Consider the following 19,188-nt stretch of genomic DNA (forward strand, 5'->3'; position numbering starts at 1 on the left):
CGTCCGCCACCCCGCCCGGTCGCGCTCGGTCGCCCGGCCGCGCGCATCCGCTCGATCGCTCACGCCTGCTCGCCGCGCATCCGCCAGGCGTCGACCACCAGCTCCTCCAGCCGCTCCGGCCCGACCCGCTCCAGCCGCACCATCACCAGCGGCAGTCCGTCGTAGCTCGGCGTGGTAAAGAACAGCTCCGGCTCGCCGAGCAGCAGCGCCTGCTTCTCGGCCTCGTCGCCGACGTAGAGCACCGCCACGTCCGTGCGGATCACCCGCCGCTGCCCCGGTGTCCGTTCCGGGTAGGACCAGACGAAGCCGCGCCCGCCCACGCGGAAGTCGAAGCCGTCGCTGTCGATCTCCTCGACGCCCTTCAGGGACAGCGCGAGCCGGCGCACGTCCTCCGCGTCAGCCACCGCCCCTCCCGCGCACGCCGGGAGCGTAGCGGGGGACCCCGACATCCCGTGCACGCGCGGAAGGCCGATCATCCTGCGGGTCAGCCCGGGGGCGGAGCGGTGGTCCCGCGTACCACGAGGTGGGGTGGCACGACCTGTTCCCGCTCGGACGCCGGGGCGGTCCCGTCGAGCCGGGCCGTGGCGCGGGCGACGGCGAGGGCCGTGAGCCGTTCGGTGTCCTGGGCGACCGTGGTGAGTGCGACGTGGGAGAGGCGGGCCAGGCTGCTGTCGTCGAACCCGACCACGGACACGTCCCGCGGCACGGAGAGGCCGGCGCGGCGGAGGACGTCGAGGACGCCGGTGGCGCAGCGGTCGTTGAACACGGTGGCCGCGGTGGGCCGGGGATCGGCCTCGAGCAGGGCCCGGGCGGCGGCGGCGCCCTCGTCCTCGGTCAGCCCGCCGGACAGGACCAGCTCCCCGGCGCCGAGGCCGTGCTCGTGGAGGGCTTTGCGGTAGCCGCGGCGGCGTTCGGCGGCGCCCGGGGCGCGTCCCCCGTCGACGTGGGCGATGCGGGTGTGGCCGAGCTCGACGAGGTGGTCGACGGCGAGGTGCAGGCCGGCGGCGTCGTCCGTGCGCACGACGTCCACGGCGCGGTTCCGGACGGCGCGGGCGACGACGACCACCGGCATCCGGGCCGTGAGCTCGGCCAGGTCCGAGGCCGCCAGCTGGGGGCCGAGCAGGATCAGCGCCTCGCACCGGTCCTGCAGCAGGCTCGCCACGGCCCGGCGTTCGTCCCGGCCGGGGGTGACCGCGCTGAGCGCGAGCTCGTAGCCGACCGCCTCGGCCGCGGTGTACAGGCCGCTGACCAGGTCGCCGTGGAAGGGATGCTGCACGCCGAACACGACGCCGATCAGCCGGCTCCGGGCCCGGCGCAGCAGCCGTGCCCGGATGTCGGGCCGGTAGCCCAGCTCCTCGGCGGCGCGCCGCACCCGCTCCCGGGTCGCCGCGCTGGCACCGGGGGCGTCGCGCATCACGATGGACACCAGGGGGACGGAGACCCCGGCGCGGGCGGCGACGTCCGCGAGGGTCGTGCGGCGGCCGCGGCTCGGCCCGGACACGTCCGTCATGCGGCGAGTCTAGCGGCCTACTTCTAGAACGTTCTAGCGTCGACCGTTGACGGCGAGGCTGCGCGCCCCCATACTCCTCTCGCTATAACGTTCTAGAACGTTGCGCGGCGGCGTGCGACTCGAGGAGGAGTGGGATGAGCCAGGTCGACGAGGGTGCGCCGGTCGGCGTGGCCCTGATCGGATCGGGGCGGATGGGCGCCTACCACGGCGGGACGCTCGCGCAGCGGCTCCCGGGCGCGCGGCTGGTCGCCGTCGCGGACCCGGCCCCCGGTGCCGCCGAGACGCTCGCGGCCTCGTGGGGCGCGCCGGCGGCGTACATCGACGCGGCGGCGGCGTTCGCCGACCCGGCCGTCGACGCCGTCGTCATCGCCGCGCCGGCCCGCTTCCACGCGGAGTTGATCGTCGCGGCGGCGCGGGCCGGCAAGGCGGTGTTCTGCGAGAAGCCGGCCGCGCTGTCGCTCGGCGACCTGGACCGCGCGATCGACGCCGTCCGCGCCGCGGGTGTGGTGCTGCAGGTCGGGTTCAACCGGCGCTTCGCCCCGGACTGGGCCGCGGCCCGGGCGCTGCTCGACCAGGGCACGCTGGGCACCCCGCGGCTGCTGCGTTCGGTGACCCGCGATCCCGGCGGCTTCGACCCGTCCCGGGTCGCCGCCGACACGATCTTCAACGAGACCCTGATCCACGACTTCGACACGCTGCGGTTCCTCAACCCCGGTGCCGAGGCCGTCGAGGTCTACGCCACCGCGGACGCCCTCGTCGAGCCGGAGTGGCGCGACCGCGGGCTGCTCGACACCGCCGTCGTCACGGTGACGTTCGACAACGGCGCCACCGGGATCGCCGAGGCGTGCTTCCAGGCCGCCTACGGCTACGACGTGCGCGGCGAGGTGTTCGGCTCCGGCGGGATGGCCACCCTGGGCGACGGGCGCCGCACCGGCATGGTCTTCTCCGGCCCTGCCGGACGGGCGATCGACACCGCCCGCAGCGACCAGGAACTGCTCGCCGGCGCCTACGTGGCCGAGCTGGCCGCGTTCGTCGAGGCCGTGCGCACCGGTGCCGCGGCCCCGGTCGGTGGGGAGGACGCCCGCGCCGCGCTGGCCGTCGCCCTCGCCGCAGCGCGGTCGGTCCGCGAGCACCGCCCGGTGCGGATCGCGGAGGTCGCGAAATGAGCGCCGTGACCACCGGGAGCGGCTACCGCCTCGCCGTCTCCGCCGAGATGCTGTTCCTCGACCTCCCGTTCGAGGAGCGCGTCCGCCGACTGGCCGACCGCGGGTACGAGGTCGAGATCTGGGACTGGACCCGCAAGGACGTCGACGCCCTCGCGAGGACGGGGGCGACGTTCTCCTCGATGACCGGCTACGTCACGGGCACCCTGGCCGACCCCGACGGCGCCGAGGAGCTCCTGCGCACCGCCGAGCAGTCGCTCAAGGTCGCCGAGCAGCTGGACTGCCCGCGGCTCAACCTGCACGGCACCGGCCTCGACGACCGCGGCCTGCCCGTGGTCCCCACCCAGGTCGTCACGCCGGAGATGTGGCTGACCGCCGCGAGGACGCTGACCCGCGTCGCCGAGCTGGGCGAGCGGGCCGGGCGGGTGTTCACCCTGGAGAACCTCAACACCGCCGTCGACCACCCCGGCGTCCCGTTCGCGCCCGCCGCGGACACGATCGCCCTGGTCGAGGCCGTCGACAACCCGCACCTGCGGCTCAACCTGGACCTCTACCACGCCCAGATCGGCGAGGGGAACCTCGTCGCACTAGTCGAGCGCGCCCTGCCGCTGGTCGGGGAGATCCAGGTCGCCGACGTCCCCGGGCGCTGCGAACCCGGCACCGGCGAGATCCACTACCCGGCCGTCGCCGCCGCCCTGGACCGGCTCGGCTACACCGGCGTCGTCGGACTCGAGGGCCGGGCCTCCGGCGACCCCGACCGGGCGCTCGACCGCTTCCGCGAGGCCTTCACCGTGCGCCGCTGAGCCGCCGATGCCGGCTGTCAGTCCTCGGTGACGTTCAGGGGCCGGTCGTGACGCCGCAGGACGAGCGCGATCACCAGCCCCACCACTGCGCTCGCGACACCGAGGACGGCGAGGGCCCCCTGCAGACCGCCGACGCCGGCGCCGACGGCGGCGAGGATCAGCGGGCACAGGAACTCGCCGAGGAACAGCGCGCCCGTCCACAGGCCGGTGCCGCGACCGCGCCGGTCGAAGCCGAGCCGGTTGACCGCCCAGGTCAGCAGGGTCGGCAACAGCATCCCGGTGCCGAACCCGGTGAGGACGGCACCGAGGGTGATCACGACCGGCGAGGCGGTGGCGAACACGAGCACCAGGCCGACCGCCGACAGCCCGAACTCGACGGGCAGCAGGGCGCGCGGGGTCCGGCCGGACAGCCGGCCGAAGAGGACCGCCCCGGCGGCGGTGGCCAGCGACATCAGCGCGCTGATCGCGCCGATGGTGCCCGTGGAGGTGATCCCGATCCCGCTGAGCACGAAGGACAGTTCCACGATCAGGGCGTAGAACACCATCCCACCGAACAGCGTGACCAGGCACGGCACGAACAGCTGCCGCCAGGGCAGGGGCGCCGGGCGGCCGGCCGGCGCCGCGGGCCGGGCGGGCTGCCAGATCGCGAGCGCCATCGGCACGGCGAGCACCGCGGCCACGGCATAGAGCCAGAAGGGGGTCCGCCACCCCGAGGCGCCGAGGACGCCGCCGAGCGCGAGGAAGGCCGTGGCGGACAGCGTGGCGACGAGCGTCTGCAGGCCCAGGTACCGCGCCCGCCGCGCCCCGGACCAGTAGTCGCCGATCAGCGTGGTGCAGCAGGTCATGATCGCGCCCTCGCACAGCCCGACCAGGACCCGGCTGACCACGATCGCGCCCAGCGAGTCGAGGTAGAGCGGCGCGGTGCCGAACACGGCGTAGGCCAGCATCGCGACCAGCAGCAGGCGCTTGCGGTCGATCCTGTCCACCACGACGCCCGCGAACGGGGCGGTGAGCCCGATCAGCAGCGCGGGCGCGGTCAGTACCACCGGGACGAGGACGTCGACGCCGGGTGTCCCGGCGAAGGCCTGCGTCATCTGCGGCAGCACCGGGGCGATGAGCACGGCGCCGAGCACGGACAGACAGCTGCCGGCGAGCAGCAGGACCAGCTGTGCGGGCCCCGCGGTCCGCTCCGCGGCGGGCGGCGTCGCGGGGCGCGTCGCCCCGGGTGGCGGTGCGTTCAGGGCAGGGCTGTCGGACATGGGAACACCTGACCTCGTCGTCGGGGATCGTCGGGAGTGGAGCGGCACGGGGGCGTCGGCCTCGCCGTGACCTGCGACGAAGTGTGGGGACGACGCGCCCCGAGCGGAAATCACTTCTCCCGAAGTGCGTTATCAGCCCGGTGGATGGGCCGGGCGCTACAGCCGCCCCGCCACCCGGGTCAGGAGGTCGCGCAGGTACCGGTGCTCCGGGTCGTCGTCGTACATCGGGTGCCACCAGATCGCCTCGACGAGCGGGGCGACGTCGACGGGGCAGGGCAGCGCGCGCACCCCGAGCTCCTGGGGGATCCGGTCGGTGAGCCGGCGCTGCAGCAGCGCGACCCGGTCGCTGCCGGCGACCAGGCCGGGGACGGTCAGGAAGTTCTCCGTGACGACCTGCACGTCCGGCTCGATGCCGAGCATCCGCATCTGCCGCAGGGCAGGGGTCGAGGCCGTCGGGCCGTGGTAGGTGACGACCCAGGGCAGCGTCCGCAGCTGCTCGACGGTGAGCTCCTCGCCGATCGCCGCGTTGCCGGAGGCGACCAGGCAGACCCAGTCGTCGCGGTACAGGTCGACGTGCGGGAGCGCGTCGAGGAAGCCGTGCGGCATCAGCAGCAGGTCGGCGTGGGTGAGGGTCTGGGTGGCGTTGTCGACCACCTGCGGGGTGTTCGCGGTGAACCGCATCCGGGCCCCGGGCGCCTCCTCGCGCAGGCACGCGACGAGCTCGGGCCCCAGCACGGCCACGCCGTAGTCGGTCATGATCAGCGAGAACTCGCGCGTGGTGGTGGCGGGGTCGAAGTCGGGTTCGGCGGCGAAGACGCGTTCCACCCCGGACAGCGCGGTGCGCACGCGGTGGCGCAGCTGCACGGCAAGCGGTGTGAGCCGGTACTGGTTGCCGAACCGGGCCAGCAGGTCGTCGCCGAAGTGCCGGCGCAGCCGGGCGAGCTGCGCGGACACCGCCGGCTGGCTGAGCCCCATCTGCTCGGCGGCCCGGCTCACGCTGCGCTGCTCGAGCAGCGCGTCGAGCGTCACGAGCAGGTTCAGGTCCAGGCTCGCCAGGTTCACGAGGCGGCAGCGTATCCACCGTTTCGATACCGCGCATCACCCATTTCGTCTTCCCTGATGCGCTCGGATCACCGACCGTGGAGGCCGTCGCTCGAGGAGGAACCGACATGCTGGACCGCACCGACCCCGAGGGGGCCATCGCCGCCGCCGCGAAGCGCTGCTCGAACTGGGGCCGCTGGGGCGCCGACGACGTGCTGGGCACCCTGAACCTCCTGGACGAGGCCAAGCGCCGCGAGGGCGCCGCCCTGGTCCGCCGCGGAGTGAGCTTCCCACTGGCCCAGCGCTTCGACGCCGACGGCCCGCAGAAGGGCTGGCGGCGGCGCACCAACCCGGTGCACACCATGCTCGACACCGGCCTGGACGCCGAGCGCGGCACCCAGGGCTTCCCGCACGGGATCGGCGGGGCGGACGACGTCGTGTTCATGCCGCTGCAGGCCTCGACCCAGTGGGACGGGCTCGGCCACATCTTCGACCACGGCGTGGCGTGGAACGGCCGCCGCGCCGGCGACGTCGTGACCAGCGAGGGCGACCGGATCACCGGCATCGAGACCGCCTCCGGCCGGATCGCCGGCCGCGGGGTGCTGCTGGACGTCGGCCGGGTTCTCGGCCCCTCCCTCGGCACCGACGGGGAGCTGCCGGACGGGTTCGCCATCACCGCCGAGCACCTCGAGGAGACGATCGCCGCCCACGGGGTGGCCGTCGGGCGCGGCGACCTGCTGCTCGTCCGCACCGGGCGGCTCGCCCGGGCCCGCCGCGAGATCGCGGAGGGGAAGGGCTGGGGCGACTACGCCGGCGGCCCCGCCCCCGGGGTGTCGTTCACCACCGCGGACTGGCTGCACGGCACCGAGATCGCCGCGATCGCCACCGACACCTGGGGCTTCGAGGTGCGGCCCAACGAGTTCGACGAGGCCTTCCAGCCCCTGCACCAGGTCGCCATCCCGCACATCGGGCTGTTCCTCGGCGAGATGTGGGACCTCGACGCACTGGCCGCCGACTGCGCCGCCGACGGCACCTACGAGTTCTTCCTGACCGCCGACCCGCTGCCCGTGACCGGCGCGGTAGGGGCCCCGGTCGCTCCCGTCGCCGTCAAGTAGCCGAACCGACCCGCGTCCCCGACGCCACCGGACGAAGGAGTCCCATGCCCGCCGTCAACACCGTCCTCGTGGTCGGCAGCGGCCTCGCCGGCACGGCCACCGCGATCCACCTGGCCGACCGCGGCGTCGCGGTCGACCTGATCGAGATCGAGCCGGACGTCGCCGCCGTCGGTTCCGGGATCACCCTGCAGGGCAACGCCCTGCGCGAGCTGCGCACCCTCGGCGTGTGGGAGCGCGTACGGGAGAAGGGCCACGGCTTCGACAGTCTCGGCCTGCGCGCCCCCGACCCGGACGGGACCCTGCTGGCCGAGATCCCCGACGCCCGCACCGGCGGCGCGGACCTGCCCGCCACCCTGGGCATGCCGCGGCCGGACCTGGCCCGGATCCTGCACGACCGCGCCGCGGCGGCCGGGGTCAAGATCCGCTTCGGGCTGACCGCGACGGCTCTGCGCCAGGACGGCGACGGCGTCGACGTCGGCTTCTCCGACGGCTCCGCGGGCCGCTACGACCTGGTCGTGGGCGCGGACGGGATCCGCTCGGCGGTCCGCCGGATGCTCGGGATCGAGCTGGAGACCCGCCCCACCGGGATGGGCATCTGGCGCGCCTTCGGTCCGCGGCCGGCCTCGGTCACGCGCACCGACCTGTTCTACGGCGGCCCCTGCTACATCGCGGGCTACTGCCCGACCGGCGAGGACTCCCTCTACGCCTACGTCGTGGAGGACGCGCAGGACCGCAGCGCGCTGACCCCCGAGCAGCGGCTCGCCACGATGCGGGAGCTGGCCTCGGCCTACCACGGCCCGTGGGACGACGTCCGCGCCACGCTGACCGACCCCTCCCGGGTCCACTACACCTGGTTCGAGACCCACGTGCTACCCGCGCCGTGGAACCGCGGCCGCGTCGTCCTGATCGGCGATGCCGCCCACTCCTGCCCGCCCACCCTGGCCCAGGGCGGCGCCCAGGCGCTCGAGGACGCCGCGGTCCTCGCCGAGCTCCTGCTCGCCGCCGACACCCTCGACGCGGACCTGTGGACCGCCTTCACCGAGCGGCGCGTCGCCCGCGCCACCGCGGTGGTCGAGGCGTCCGTCCAGCTCGGACAGTGGCTGCTCGACCACGAGCAGGGCGACGTCCCCGGCCTCATGGGCCGTATCGCCGCCCTCGTCACCGAACCCGCCTGACCCCCTTCCCGTGAGATCCGGAGAGAGACCGTGACCGAGCGTCTGATCACCCACCTGCGGCACGTCGACCTCGCCGTGCCGGACCTGGCCCGCCAGCAGGACTTCTACACCGGGGCCTGGGGCCTCACGACCGAGCACACCGACACCGGGATCGCCTTCCTCGCCGCGGAGGGCTCGCCCGAGCAGTACGTCGTGCGGCTGCGCCAGGCCGCCGACAAGCGCATCGACCTCATCGCGTTCGGCGTGGCCACCCCGGCCGATGTCGACACCCTCGCCGCCCGCCTGGCCACCGCCGGGGTGCAGCTGGTGCGCGAGCCCGGCGAGCTGGACACCCCCGGCGGCGGCTACGGGTTCCGGTTCTTCGACAACGAGGGCCGCACCGTCGAGATCAGCGCGGACGTGGCCGTCCGCGCGCACCGCACAATCGAGGAGGGCGAGTCGATCCCCGTGCGGCTCTCCCACGTGGTGATCAACTCGGCGGACCCCGAGGGCACCCGCGCCTTCTACGAGCGCCATCTCGGCTTCCGGCTCTCGGACACGCTCATGCACCCGCGCATGGGCGAGATGATGTGGTTCCTGCGGATCAACTCCTGGCACCACAGCATGGCCATCGCCCGTGGCCCGCACCCGTCGTTGCACCACGCGTCCTTCGAGATGCGGGGGATCGACGAGTACATGCGCGGCACCGGCCGGCTGCTCCGGGCGGGCGTGGAGAAGATCTGGGGTCCCGGCCGGCACCTGGCCGGCAACAACACCTTCAGCTACTTCCTCGACCCGCACGGCAACACCGTCGAGTACACCACCGAGCTGGAGCTGATCGACGAGGACACCTGGCACCCGCACCTCTACGACTTCACCCTGCCCGAGGTGTCCGACCAGTGGGGCACGGCCAACGCGATGAACGAGTTCGTCGCCTCCCGGTCCTTCAACGACGTCGACAAGGGGCTCTTCGTGGCCCCGCCGGTGTGAGGGGGCGGCGATGAGGTTCGCGACCGTCGAGGAGCCGGACGGCACCGTCCGGTGCGGCGTCGTCGAGAGCGGGGTCGAGGGGGAGTCGCTGCTGCGGCTGCCCGCCGGCACGACCGTGCTGGACCTGATCCAGGCCGGGGAGCTGCACGCCGCCGGGGAGCGGGCGCAGGCGGCCGACGACGCGGTACCGCTCGCCGGGCTGCGGCTGCTGCCCCCGCTCGACCCGCCGACGGTCCGGGACTTCGTGGCGTTCGAGGAGCACGTCGAGGGCGTGGTGCAGTCGGTGTCCGGCGGCGCCGGGGTGGTGCCGGAGTGGTACGAGGCCCCGACCTTCTACTTCACCAACCCGTACGCGCTGGTCGGCGCGCACGACGACGTCGCGGTGCCGCCGGGCTCGGGGCTGTTCGACTTCGAGCTGGAGGTCGCGTGCGTGGTGGGCCGCGACGCCGCCTCGCCCACCCCGGACGAGGTCGACATCGTCGGCTACACGATCCTCAACGACTGGTCGGCCCGGGACCTGCAGCGCCGGGAGATGAAGGTCAACCTCGGCCCGGCCAAGGGCAAGGACTCGGCGACCACCCTCGGCCCGTGGCTCGTGACCGCCGACGAGCTGTTGCCGTACCGCGACGCCGAGGGATTCCTCGCCCTCGACATGCGGGTGGCGGTCAACGGCGTGGAGATCGGGCAGGACCTGTTGTCCAACATGGGCTGGCCCTTCGAGGAGCTCGTCGCCTACGCCGGGCGTGGCACGCGCGTGCGCGCCGGGGACGTCCTGGGCTCCGGGACCTGCGGCAACGGCGGGTGCCTGGCCGAGCTGTGGGGCCGGCGCGGCGCGCAGGACCCGCCCCCGCTGCGCCCCGGGGGCGTCGTCGAGATGACCGTCGAGGGGATCGGGACGATCCGCAACACCGTCGTCGCCGGCGTCGAGCTGCCGCCGGTGCGGCCCGCCCGGGTGCGGCCGCGGACCCGGAAGCGCACGTCGTGAGCGGGCGGGTGGCCGGCAAGACCGTGGTCGTGACCGGCGCCGGCCAGGGGCAGGGTGCCGCCGAGGCCCGGCTGCTCGCCGCCGAGGGTGCGACGGTGATCGGTGTCGACCTCGAGCCCGAACCCGCTGACGAGCTGTCCGGCGTGCACTACCGGCAGCTCGATGTCACCGACCCCGCAGGCTGGGCGGCGCTGACTGCGAAGCTCGACCGGGTGGACGGGCTCGTCGCGAACGCCGGGATCACCTGGCGCGCACGCGTCACCGAGCTCGACCCCGCCGATCTCGCGCGCGTCACCGAGGTCAACGTGGCCGGCCCGCTGCTGGGCATCCAGGCCCTGACCCCGCTGATGGGCGCCGGTGGGTCGATCGTGGTCGTCGGCTCGGTCGCCGCGCTGACCGGCCACTACCCGGCCGCGTACACCGCGAGCAAGTGGGCGCTGCGCGGGCTGGCCAAGGCCGCGTGCCTCGAGCTGGGCCCGCGCGGGATCCGCGTCAACACCGTGCACCCCGGCTACATCGAGACCCCGATGACCGCGTCCGCGGCGCCCGCCTTCCGCGCGGCGAACGTGGCCGAGACGCCGCTCGGCCGCACCGGGACCGTGGACGAGGTCGCCCCGCTCGTCACGTTCCTGCTCTCCGACGACGCCTCCTACATCAGCGGCGCCGAGATCCCCGTCGACGGCGGGATGACCGCGCACGGCGGCGTGAAGTCGATCAGCGACGCCGTCCGGACCACCTGAGAGGACCCCTGCAGTGTTCGAGTACTTCCCCGGCAACTACGTGTGGAACCTGGGCGTCGTCGCCGCGCTCAACTCCGGCGGCCTGATCGACGAGATCGACCGCGCCTGCCGCCCGATCCGGGAGGCCGCGGCGCAGGGCTCCGACGCCGGCACCCCGGACTTCCTGCGCGCCTGGACCGCGCTGACCGACCAGCTCGTCGCGCAGGCCGAGGCCGCCGAGAAGAACGGCCACACCCGCACCGCGGGGCAGCTGTACTTCCGCGCCACCAACTACCTCTGCCAGGCCGAGCGCATGCTCGCCCACTCCGACCCGAACCGGATCCCGACCTACCGGTGGGTGCTGGAGCTGGCGCAGAAGTCCTTCGACCTGCGCGACCCGCGGATCAGCCGGGTCGCGATCCCGTACGAGGGCACCACGATCCCGGGCTACTTCAGCGCCGCGCCCGCCACCGACGAGGGGCCCGCCCCGGTGATCGTGCTGGTCAACGGCCTGGACTCCACCAAGGAGCACATGTACGGCTCCTCCCACTGGGAGGAGCTTGCCGCCCGCGGCATCTCCTGCCTCATGCTCGACCAGCCCGGCACGGGCGAGGCGCTGCGCCTGCAGGGGCTCACCGCGCGCATCGACACGGAGGCCTGGGCGGGTGCCGCCGTGGACTGGCTCGAGCAGCGGGCCGACGTCGACGCCTCCCGCATCGGGATCGTCGGCTGGTCCCTCGGCGGCTACTACGCCCCACGGGCCGCGGCCTTCGAGAAGCGGTTCGCGCTCTGCGTGGCCTGGGGCGCCAACCACGACTGGGGTGCGGTGCAGCGCCGCCGCCTCGAGCGGGAGGGTGAGCGCCCCGTGCCGCACTACTGGGAGCACGTCCTCTGGGTCTGGGGCTTCGACCCCGACACCGACCTCGGCGCCTTCGTCTCCTTCGCCGACGACGTCCACCTCGACGGCGTGGTCGAGAAGATCACCGTGCCCTTCCTGATCGCCCACGGCGCGGGCGACCGGCAGATCCCGCTCGAGTACGCGCACCGCTCGTACGACCAGGCCGTGCACTCGCCGAAGCGTGAGCTGCGGGTGTTCACCCAGGAGGAGGGCGCCACGGAGCACATCGGGCTGGACCACCTGCCGCACGTCAGCACGGTCATCGCCGACTGGGTCGCGGACACCTTCGCCGAGCTCGTGCCGCGGTGATCGACCGGGTGATCGACCGGGTGATCGACCGGGTGATCGACCGGGTGATCGACCGGGTGGTCGACCGGGTGGTCGACCGGGGCCGGCCGGGCGAACGGTCAGGCGTGACTGTCGGCCCGCCTTGGCCTAGGCTCCGGGTGTGACGCCGACCTCGGACGTCGACCGGGTGGCGGCGCCGCCGCCTACGGCCGACAGCAGGACCCGCATCCTGGACGCGGCCGTCGAGTGCCTGGTCGAGGAGGGCTTCAGCGCCGCCACGACGCTGCGCATCCAGGCCAGGGCGGGCATCTCGCGGGGCCGGCTGCTGCACTGGTTCCCCTCGCGGGAGGCACTGCTGCTCGCGGCGGCCGAATACCTCGCCGACCAGCGGATCCGGGAGACGGTCGAGCGGATCGACACCCACCTGTCCGCCGACGTGCCGGGCCCGGCCCGGGTCGCGCAGGTCGTCGAGTTCATGTGGCTGACCTTCCACGAACCGCACTTCTGGGCCGCGATGGAGATCTGGACCGCCGCCCGCACCAACGACCGGATCGCCGCCGCGCTGCTCCCGGCCGAGCGCCGCCTCGGCGGGGTGATCCGTGCCGGGGTGGACCGGATGTGGGGCCCGGAGCTCGCCGGCCACCCCCGCTACCCCCAGTTGCGGGAGATGCTGGTTACCAGCATGCGCGGGGCGGCGCTGACCTACTCCTTCGACCACCGCGACCCCCGGCGCGACCCGCACCTGGCGGCCTGGACGGACGTCGCGCGGGTGCTGCTCGAGATCTGAGGAAAAAGGTCGAGATCGGACGGCAGTCAGCATTGACTGTTGGGCGAGCGACATCGTAGCCTCATGCGCGCCACACCCCGGCAGGTCGGACTCGACCTGCGAATCCCGGTCGACGGACCGTGGCGGGGCGGGTCCGCCGAGACGTCGGGACGGGCCCGTGGGCACCGATCAGTCAGAGTTGACCGACCCGCGAGCCGCGCTGCGGCGGGGCCGCGGGTCTGCACCCTGGAGATGACAATGCAGTCAGGAGCCGAGCCGGCCGCCCGCGAGGCCGCGCCGCCCCGTCGTTCGGCCCGGGCGTCCTTCGCCGCGGCCATCTCGACCTCGCTCGAGTGGTACGACTTCTTCATCTACTCCACCGCGGCCGCGCTGGTGTTCAACACGACCTTCTTCGCGACCGACAGTGCGGTGGTCTCCGCGCTGAACTCGTTCGCCACGGTCGCGGTGGGCTTCATCGCCCGGCCCATCGGCGGGATCGTCGCCGGCCAGCTGGGTGACAAGTACGGGCGCAAGCCGGTCCTGGTCGGCGCCGTCGTGCTGATGGCCGTGGCCACGTCGCTGATCGGCTTCGTGCCGAACACGGAGGCGGTCTGGCTCGCCCCGACGATCCTCGTGGTGCTGCGCATCTGCCAGGGCCTGGCCGTCGGGGCGCAGTGGGGCGGTGCGGTCCTGGTCGCCACCGAGAACGCACCGGCGCACCTGCGCGGCTACTACGGCAGCTTCGCCCAGCTCGGTGTGCCGATCGGGGTCGTGCTCGGCAACGTGGCCTTCCTGCTCGCCACCGCCTTCGCCTCCCCGGAGGCGTTCCTGTCCTGGGTGTGGCGCGTCCCGTTCTGGGTCAGCCTGGTCATGCTGCCGATCGCGTTCGCGATCCACCGGTACCTGGAGGAGACCCCCGAGTTCAAGGCGGCCGCTGCGAAGGCGGCCGAGCAGCCCCGGGCGCGCCGTTCCCCGTTCTTCGAGGTCCTGCGGCGCAACCCCGGCGCGATCCTGACCGCGGCGGGCGCCAACACCGTCGGCATCGTGTTCTTCTACGCCACGATCACCGGCTCGGTGCAGTTCGTGACCACCTACCTCGGCCTGCCCCGGGCCACCGTGCTGACCTGGATCCTGATCGCCTGCGTGGTGATGATCCCGCTGGTGCCGTTCTTCGGCTGGCTGTCCGACCGCATCGGCCGCAAGCTCGTGTTCGGCCTCGGCTCGGTCGCGATGCTGGTGTGGGCGGTGCCGATGTGGCTGCTCATCGCGGCCGCCGGCCCCGACCGGATCTGGCCGTTCGCGGTGGCGGTGCTGGGCGCGGTCGTCGCCATGTCGCTGCAGACCGGGACCCAGGGCACGCTGTTCGCCGAGCTGTTCCCGCCGGAGATCCGTTTCTCGGGCGCCTCCCTCGGCTACCAGATCTCCGCGATCATCGGCGGCTTCGCGCCGTTCGTCACCGTCGCGCTGATCAACGGCGACCCAGGCAACGCCTGGCGGGTCGGCGCGCTCGTCGCGGTGCTGGCCGCGGCCGCCCTGCTGTGCCTGCAGCTCATCAGCCGCCGCCGCTACCACTCGACGTCCGTCCCCGCCGCGCCTGCGGGCACCGAGGCCGCGGCCGCCCGCTGAACCCGGAGTACGCCGTGCAGAACCTCCCGCTCCCGTCCGACACCCCCTTCCCCGACGCCGTCGCGCAGACCGATCCCGCACGTCCGGCCTACGTCATGGCCGCGACGGGCGAGGTCGTGACCTACGGCCGGCTCGTCGACTCGTCCCGGGCGATCGCCGGGCTGCTCGCGTCCCGCGGCCTGCGGCACGGGGACTGCGTCGCGATCCTGATGGAGAACACCGCGGACTACCTGCCGGTGGCGTGGGCGGCGCAGCGCAGCGGCCTGCGCTACGTCGGGCTGCCGGTCCGGCTGGAGCCGGCCGAGGTGGCCTACATCCTCCGCGACTCCGGCGCCCGGGCGCTCGTCACCAGCCCGGCGTACGTCGGTCGGGCCGCGGCGGCGCTGCGCGAGGCGCCGGGGGTCGGGCTCCGAGTCACCACCGGACCCGCGAAGGAGGGGTTCGAGGAGCTGGCGGCGGCGGTCGCGGCCGCGCCGCCCGTCGAGCGGGAGGAGCGGGAGGGGGTCGACCTGCTCTACTCCTCGGGCACGACGGGCCGGCCGAAGGGTGTCGCGGCGGCGCTGCCGCTGGCGCCGCTGGGCACCCCGCCGGGCGTCGCCACGCTGCTGCACGAGCGCTGGGGCCTCGACGAGAAAGCGGTCTACCTCTCGCCCGCGCCGCTCTACCACGCCGCGCCGCTGCGGTTCTGCATGACCGTGCACCGCTACGGCGGCACCGTCGTCGTCATGGAGAAGTTCGACGCCGAGGCCGCGCTGGAGCTCGTCGAGCGCCACCGGGTGACCCACACCCAGATGGTGCCGACCATGCTCATCCGGATCCTCAAGCTGCCGCGCGCGGTCCGGGAGGCACGGGACCTGTCGTCCCTGCAGGTCGTCGTGCATGCGGCGGCCCCGTGCCCGCCCGAGACCAAGCGTGCACTGATCGACTGGCTCGGCCCGGTCGTGCACGAGTACTACTCGTCCACCGAGAACTACCTCTTCACCGCGATCGACTCGGCGGAGTGGCTCGCCCACCCGGGGTCCGTCGGGCGGGCGCTGGTCGGTCGCCCGCACATCCTCGACGAGGACGGCGCCGAGCTGCCGCCGGGGGAGATCGGGACGATCTGGTCCGAGGGCGGCCTCGCGTTCGAGTACCTCAACGACCCCGACAAGACCGCCGCGTCGCGCAACGACCGGGGCTGGACCACGGTCGGCGACCTCGGCCACCTCGACGAGGAGGGCTACCTCCACCTCGCCGACCGCCGCTCCGACCTCGTCCTGTCCGGCGGGGTGAACATCTACCCGCAGGAGGCGGAGAACGTCCTGGTCACGCACCCGGACGTCGCCGATGCGGCGGTCTTCGGCATCCCGCACGAGGAGCTGGGCGAGGTCGTGCAGGCCGTCGTCCAGCTGCGGCCCGGCCGCACCCCCGGCCCGGAGGCGGCCGAGGAGCTGATCGCCTGGTGCCGGCAGCACCTGTCGACCTACAAGTGCCCCCGCGCCGTGGACTTCGCCGACGAGCTGCCGCGCCAGGCCACGGGCAAGCTGTTCAAGCGCGAGCTGAAGGAGCGGTACAGGGCGCGCGCGGCGGGCTGAGGGCCCGAAACACCCGCTCGGCGGCTGCCCCGACCCCCGTCCGTCCCCGACCCTGGCCCTCCGCCGCAACGGGGGGAGGGACCATGATCACCACGGCGTTCACCGAGCTCGTCGGCTGCACGGCGCCGATCCAGCAGGCCCCGATGGGGGCGATCAGCACCCCGGCGCTCGCCCGTGCCGTGGCGGGCGCGGGCGGGCTGGGGACCGTGGCGGTCCTGCCCGGTGGGTCGACGGGCGAGCTGGAGGGCCGGCTCGACGCCCTCACCGCCGGACTCGACGCCGCGCCCGGCGCCCTCGCCGTCAACTTCCTCACCGAGGACGTCGATCCCGAGCAGGTCGAGCTCGCGGCGGCGAGGGTGCGCGTGATCGACTTCTTCTGGTCCGCGCCGGCCGCGGACCTGGTCAACCGCGTCCACCGGGCCGGGGCCCTCGTGAGCTGGCAGGTCGGGAGCGTCGGGGAGGCGCAGGCGGCGGCCGACGCCGGTGCCGACGTCGTCGTGGTCCAGGGCCTCGAGGCCGGTGGGCACGTGCGCGGGCGGACCGCGACCCTGCCGCTGCTCGCCGCGGCGCTCGACGCGGTCGACGTGCCGGTGCTGGCCGCCGGCGGGATCGCCACCGGGCGCGCCCTCGCCGCGGTGCTCGCCGCAGGTGCCGCGGGTGCGCGGATCGGCACGCGTTTCCTCGCGTCCACCGAGTCCGGTGCCCACCCCGACTACGTGGCCGCGGTGCTGGCCGCGGGTCCTGATGACACGGAGATCACGGACCGGTTCGCCGACTGTCCGCTGTGCCGCACCGAACCGCGCACCCGGGTGCTCCGCTCCGCCGTGCGCGCCGTCGAGGCGTCCGGCGACCCCGTCGTCGCCACGGTCCCCGGCCCGGACGGGCCGGAACCGGTGCCGCGGCACTCCGGTCTTCCCCCGTACCGCGCGATCGAGGGGGACATCGCCGCCATGGCCCTCTACGCCGGCCAGTCCGCCGGCGCGATCCGCGCGGTGGCGCCCGCCGCCGAGCTCGTCGAGTCCCTGCTCGGGCAGGCCGAGGCGGCCCTGCGGGCGCGGGCCGGCGCGCCCGTCTGACTCATCCCACGAGCGGCCGCAGGACCCGGTAGGCCCACTCACCCAGGGTGGTGGGCGTGGTGGTGAGCGCGGAGCGGGGCGGGTCGGGCAGGCGACCGCGGGTGCCCGCCGTCATGCCGACGATCCCCTCGACCGCGGCGTCGCCGAGGCCGGCGGCGCGGAGGGCGGCGCGGACGTCGTCGTCGGCGAGGCGGTGGTACGCGACGGGACGGCCGAGCGCCTCCGTGAGGGTGCCCGCGACCTGCGCGAACGTCAGGTCCTCGGGACCGTGCACGCCCTGGACGACCCGGTCCGACCGGTCCGGGCGAGCAGCCGCGCCGCGGCGACCTCCCCGACGTCCCGCGGGTCCACCCACGGCATCGGGTCCTCCGGGTCGCGGGTACCGGTGAGGACACCCTGCCGCAGCCCGTCGACGTCCATGAGCAGGTTGGTGAAGAAGTAGCCGCAGCGCAGGTGCGTGACCGCGACGCCGGTCGCGTCGAGCAGCTCCTCGATCCGCGCGAGCCCGTCGATGTGCCCGGCGCCGGACCGCCGCTCGGCGCCGACGCTGCTCAGGGCGACGTTCCGCCCGACCTCGCGGGCGGCCTCGGCGAACACCTCGCCGAGCGCGGCGGACTCCTTCACCGGGTCGTCCGCGATGTGCGGCGTGACGTCGAGCCAGAACGCGGCCGCCGCGCCCGCGGCCGCCCCCCGCACGAACCCCGGGTCCGTGAGGTCGCCCTGCCGCACGTCGGCGGCGGCACGGACGGCGGCTCGAGCCGATCCGGGTCACGGACCAGCAGGGTCGGGCGCGCGCCCGCCTGCAGCAGCAGCTGCACGACCCGGCTGCCGACCCGACCGGTGGGAGCGGTGACGACGATGCGTTCGGTCATGCCCCCTGCCTACGCGGTAACCATGACAGGGCCGGTCAGGGACCGGCCCCCGCGTCCGGATACAGGATCACGGCGACGGCGTGTACGTAGTTCTCCCCGCTGTGCACGGGCCGCCCGGGCGCGCACCCTGGCCGCATGACGATCCGACTGGTCAGCGGGCCACCCCGGCTGACCGGGACCGCGCCGGAACTCCCGCCGCACGACCGGTCCCGCTTCCGGGCCGCGGCCCACCACGCGCGCCGGCTGTACCCCGGTTGCGTCGGCGAGCTCCTGCACCGGGAGCTGCTCGCGTACGCCGAGTTCGGGCACCGCTTCGATCGTGAGGCGCTGATGCCGCGGCTCGCCGGCGAGATCCTCGCGTGCCCGATCCGCGAGGCCGACGGGCATCAGCCGGGGGCGTAGGCGCTCCACTCCGGCTTCGGGGTGCCGTGGAGGGCGGCCTCGAGACGGTCGAGGTACCAGTTCCAGCCGGCCTCGACGTCGGCCGCGTCGAGCCCCGGGAGCAGCCGCTGGACGAAGAGCAGGTCGGTACTCGCGCCGGCCGCCGTCAGGGTGACCTCGATCAGCCAGGCCTGCCCCTCCGGACCTTCGGGGACCTCGACGACGAGCCGGTGCGGCGCGGCGCACTCGTGGATCGTGACCGTGACGGGGTCGGCCACCTCGCCGCCCGCGTCGACCTCGCCGGTCACCGTGAGCTCGACGGTGCCGCCGGGGCGGCCGGTGCCGGTGTACGAGCCGAACCAGCGGGCCAGCCGGGCGGAGTCGGTGAACGCCGCCCACACGTCGTCGACCGGGTCGGGGTAGCTGCGGTGCAGCGTCAGGGTGCGGCGGTCGGCCTCAGGCACTGCCACGGTGCTCTCCTGTCCGGTCGGCGGGCGCGCCGTGCCGTGCACGGCGCCCGCGGTGCAGTTCGGTGTCGAGGGCGTCGAGCCGCGTTGCGGGCCCGGCCGGTGCCGGTTCCGCGAGCGGGCGGAACCGGTCGAGCCAGTGGTCGAGCTCGGCGAGCCCCGCGCGGCGCAGCGTGTAGACGCGGTGCTGGCCCCGCACCGCGGACTCGACGAGCCCCGACTCCCGCAGGACACGCAGGTGGCGGCTCACCGCCGGGCGCGTGACGGGGAACCGGGCCGCGATCTCGCCCGCGGTGACCGGGCCCCCGGCGAGCAGCTCGACCACCTGCCGGCGCAGCGGGTCGGCCAGCACGGCGAAGGCGTCCACGACCGAAATGTAACCGCAGGCGTACGTAAACCGCAAGTGCACACATCGACGGGCGACGGAGCGTGCTCGGTGAGTCGGAGGAGCGGGCGTGGCCCGATCAGCCCAACGCGATCGCACAGTGTGACGAAACCGCC

22 protein-coding genes are annotated in these 19,188 nt (G+C 74.3%); 14 read left to right on the forward strand and 8 right to left on the reverse strand.

Going from position 1 to position 19,188, the window contains the following annotated elements; all coding sequences use genetic code 11:
• Nucleotides 1–59 precede the first annotated feature (59 nt).
• A complete protein-coding gene (locus ABD990_RS22025) occupies nt 60–404 on the reverse strand; it encodes an MmcQ/YjbR family DNA-binding protein (protein WP_345382612.1) in 345 nt (114 codons plus the stop codon).
• An 80-nt stretch (nt 405–484) separates the two neighbouring features.
• Nucleotides 485–1,510 (reverse strand): LacI family DNA-binding transcriptional regulator, encoded by a 1,026-nt coding sequence (locus ABD990_RS22030; protein ID WP_345382613.1) that lies wholly within the window; start codon nt 1,508–1,510, stop codon nt 485–487.
• A 134-nt stretch (nt 1,511–1,644) separates the two neighbouring features.
• Here ABD990_RS22030 and ABD990_RS22035 point away from each other — a divergent pair, with 134 nt between their 5' ends.
• Nucleotides 1,645–2,676 (forward strand): Gfo/Idh/MocA family oxidoreductase, encoded by a 1,032-nt coding sequence (locus tag ABD990_RS22035; protein ID WP_345382614.1) that lies wholly within the window; start codon nt 1,645–1,647, stop codon nt 2,674–2,676.
• Nucleotides 2,673–3,476 carry a TIM barrel protein gene (locus tag ABD990_RS22040; RefSeq protein WP_345382615.1) on the forward strand — a complete coding sequence of 268 codons (804 nt, stop codon included), beginning with the start codon at nt 2,673–2,675 and terminating at the stop codon, nt 3,474–3,476. Before ABD990_RS22035 ends, ABD990_RS22040 begins: the two co-directional genes overlap by 4 nt.
• Before the next feature lie 17 nt (nt 3,477–3,493).
• On the opposite strand, the gene ABD990_RS22045 is transcribed toward ABD990_RS22040, so the two are convergent.
• Nucleotides 3,494–4,735 carry an MFS transporter gene (locus ABD990_RS22045; RefSeq protein WP_345382616.1) on the reverse strand — a complete coding sequence of 414 codons (1,242 nt, stop codon included), beginning with the start codon at nt 4,733–4,735 and terminating at the stop codon, nt 3,494–3,496.
• A gap of 156 nt (nt 4,736–4,891) precedes the next feature.
• Nucleotides 4,892–5,797, reverse strand: coding sequence for a LysR family transcriptional regulator (locus ABD990_RS22050; RefSeq protein ID WP_345382617.1), 906 nt, complete (start codon nt 5,795–5,797; stop codon nt 4,892–4,894).
• Nucleotides 5,798–5,904: 107 nt separating this feature from the next.
• Between ABD990_RS22050 and ABD990_RS22055 the strand changes: the two genes are divergently transcribed.
• The 11 genes from ABD990_RS22055 to ABD990_RS22105 all read left to right on the forward strand — a co-directional run bounded on the left by ABD990_RS22055 (nt 5,905) and on the right by ABD990_RS22105 (nt 16,967).
• Nucleotides 5,905–6,891, forward strand: coding sequence for a cyclase family protein (locus ABD990_RS22055; RefSeq protein WP_345382618.1), 987 nt, complete (start codon nt 5,905–5,907; stop codon nt 6,889–6,891).
• Nucleotides 6,892–6,935: 44 nt separating this feature from the next.
• Nucleotides 6,936–8,066, forward strand: coding sequence for an FAD-dependent oxidoreductase (locus ABD990_RS22060; protein ID WP_345382619.1), 1,131 nt, complete (start codon nt 6,936–6,938; stop codon nt 8,064–8,066).
• Between the two features lie 30 nt (nt 8,067–8,096).
• On the forward strand, nt 8,097–9,035 hold the full coding sequence (locus ABD990_RS22065) for a VOC family protein (protein ID WP_345382620.1): 939 nt from the start codon (nt 8,097–8,099) through the stop codon (nt 9,033–9,035).
• Nucleotides 9,036–9,045: 10 nt separating this feature from the next.
• Nucleotides 9,046–10,020 carry a fumarylacetoacetate hydrolase family protein gene (locus tag ABD990_RS22070; RefSeq protein WP_345382621.1) on the forward strand — a complete coding sequence of 325 codons (975 nt, stop codon included), beginning with the start codon at nt 9,046–9,048 and terminating at the stop codon, nt 10,018–10,020.
• A complete protein-coding gene (locus tag ABD990_RS22075; RefSeq protein ID WP_345382622.1) occupies nt 10,017–10,760 on the forward strand; it encodes an SDR family NAD(P)-dependent oxidoreductase in 744 nt (247 codons plus the stop codon). Before ABD990_RS22070 ends, ABD990_RS22075 begins: the two co-directional genes overlap by 4 nt.
• A gap of 13 nt (nt 10,761–10,773) precedes the next feature.
• The gene (locus ABD990_RS22080) at nt 10,774–11,946 is read left to right on the forward strand and encodes an alpha/beta hydrolase family protein (RefSeq protein ID WP_345382623.1); all 1,173 of its coding nucleotides are present in this window, start codon (nt 10,774–10,776) and stop codon (nt 11,944–11,946) included.
• Nucleotides 11,943–12,089, forward strand: a complete 147-nt coding sequence (locus tag ABD990_RS22085; RefSeq protein ID WP_345382624.1) for a hypothetical protein — start codon at nt 11,943–11,945, stop codon at nt 12,087–12,089. The genes ABD990_RS22080 and ABD990_RS22085 overlap by 4 nt, the downstream gene beginning before the upstream one ends.
• Complete coding sequence (locus tag ABD990_RS22090; protein WP_345382625.1) at nt 12,086–12,712, forward strand: TetR/AcrR family transcriptional regulator; 627 nt, start codon at nt 12,086–12,088, stop codon at nt 12,710–12,712. The genes ABD990_RS22085 and ABD990_RS22090 overlap by 4 nt, the downstream gene beginning before the upstream one ends.
• A 237-nt stretch (nt 12,713–12,949) precedes the next feature.
• Entirely contained in the window at nt 12,950–14,317 is a 1,368-nt protein-coding gene (locus ABD990_RS22095; protein WP_345382626.1) for an MFS transporter, read from the forward strand.
• A gap of 14 nt (nt 14,318–14,331) precedes the next feature.
• The gene (locus ABD990_RS22100; RefSeq protein ID WP_345382627.1) at nt 14,332–15,891 is read left to right on the forward strand and encodes an AMP-binding protein; all 1,560 of its coding nucleotides are present in this window, start codon (nt 14,332–14,334) and stop codon (nt 15,889–15,891) included.
• An 83-nt stretch (nt 15,892–15,974) separates the two neighbouring features.
• A complete protein-coding gene (locus ABD990_RS22105; protein ID WP_345382628.1) occupies nt 15,975–16,967 on the forward strand; it encodes an NAD(P)H-dependent flavin oxidoreductase in 993 nt (330 codons plus the stop codon).
• Nucleotide 16,968: 1 nt separating this feature from the next.
• On the opposite strand, the gene ABD990_RS22110 is transcribed toward ABD990_RS22105, so the two are convergent.
• Both ABD990_RS22110 and ABD990_RS22115 read right to left on the reverse strand, forming a co-directional pair.
• Nucleotides 16,969–17,241 (reverse strand): Rossmann-fold NAD(P)-binding domain-containing protein, encoded by a 273-nt coding sequence (locus ABD990_RS22110; protein WP_345382629.1) that lies wholly within the window; start codon nt 17,239–17,241, stop codon nt 16,969–16,971.
• Entirely contained in the window at nt 17,220–17,696 is a 477-nt protein-coding gene (locus ABD990_RS22115; RefSeq protein ID WP_345382630.1) for a Rossmann-fold NAD(P)-binding domain-containing protein, read from the reverse strand. Before ABD990_RS22115 ends, ABD990_RS22110 begins: the two co-directional genes overlap by 22 nt.
• A 278-nt stretch (nt 17,697–17,974) precedes the next feature.
• Here ABD990_RS22115 and ABD990_RS22120 point away from each other — a divergent pair, with 278 nt between their 5' ends.
• Complete coding sequence (locus ABD990_RS22120; RefSeq protein ID WP_345382631.1) at nt 17,975–18,241, forward strand: hypothetical protein; 267 nt, start codon at nt 17,975–17,977, stop codon at nt 18,239–18,241.
• On the opposite strand, the gene ABD990_RS22125 is transcribed toward ABD990_RS22120, so the two are convergent.
• Both ABD990_RS22125 and ABD990_RS22130 read right to left on the reverse strand, forming a co-directional pair.
• Entirely contained in the window at nt 18,226–18,690 is a 465-nt protein-coding gene (locus ABD990_RS22125) for an SRPBCC domain-containing protein (RefSeq protein WP_345382632.1), read from the reverse strand. The genes ABD990_RS22120 and ABD990_RS22125 overlap by 16 nt on opposite strands.
• Nucleotides 18,677–19,054 carry an ArsR/SmtB family transcription factor gene (locus ABD990_RS22130; protein WP_345382633.1) on the reverse strand — a complete coding sequence of 126 codons (378 nt, stop codon included), beginning with the start codon at nt 19,052–19,054 and terminating at the stop codon, nt 18,677–18,679. The genes ABD990_RS22125 and ABD990_RS22130 overlap by 14 nt, the downstream gene beginning before the upstream one ends.
• Between the last annotated feature and the right edge of the window lie 134 nt (nt 19,055–19,188).

The sequence above is a fragment of the Pseudonocardia yuanmonensis genome (assembly GCF_039542425.1).
Taxonomy (GTDB): Bacteria; Actinomycetota; Actinomycetes; order Mycobacteriales; family Pseudonocardiaceae; genus Pseudonocardia; species Pseudonocardia yuanmonensis.

Excerpts from the sequence above, each read along its gene's own strand:
- ABD990_RS22030 (WP_345382613.1), bottom strand. The coding sequence starts at position 1,510 with ATGACGGACGTGTCCGGGCCGAGCCGCGGCCGCCGCACGACCCTCGCG.
- ABD990_RS22035 (WP_345382614.1), top strand. The coding sequence starts at position 1,645 with ATGAGCCAGGTCGACGAGGGTGCGCCGGTCGGCGTGGCCCTGATCGGA.
- ABD990_RS22040 (WP_345382615.1), top strand. The coding sequence starts at position 2,673 with ATGAGCGCCGTGACCACCGGGAGCGGCTACCGCCTCGCCGTCTCCGCC.
- ABD990_RS22045 (WP_345382616.1), bottom strand. The coding sequence starts at position 4,735 with ATGTCCGACAGCCCTGCCCTGAACGCACCGCCACCCGGGGCGACGCGC.
- ABD990_RS22055 (WP_345382618.1), top strand. The coding sequence starts at position 5,905 with ATGCTGGACCGCACCGACCCCGAGGGGGCCATCGCCGCCGCCGCGAAG.
- ABD990_RS22060 (WP_345382619.1), top strand. The coding sequence starts at position 6,936 with ATGCCCGCCGTCAACACCGTCCTCGTGGTCGGCAGCGGCCTCGCCGGC.
- ABD990_RS22070 (WP_345382621.1), top strand. The coding sequence starts at position 9,046 with ATGAGGTTCGCGACCGTCGAGGAGCCGGACGGCACCGTCCGGTGCGGC.
- ABD990_RS22095 (WP_345382626.1), top strand. The coding sequence starts at position 12,950 with ATGCAGTCAGGAGCCGAGCCGGCCGCCCGCGAGGCCGCGCCGCCCCGT.
- ABD990_RS22105 (WP_345382628.1), top strand. The coding sequence starts at position 15,975 with ATGATCACCACGGCGTTCACCGAGCTCGTCGGCTGCACGGCGCCGATC.
- ABD990_RS22120 (WP_345382631.1), top strand. The coding sequence starts at position 17,975 with ATGACGATCCGACTGGTCAGCGGGCCACCCCGGCTGACCGGGACCGCG.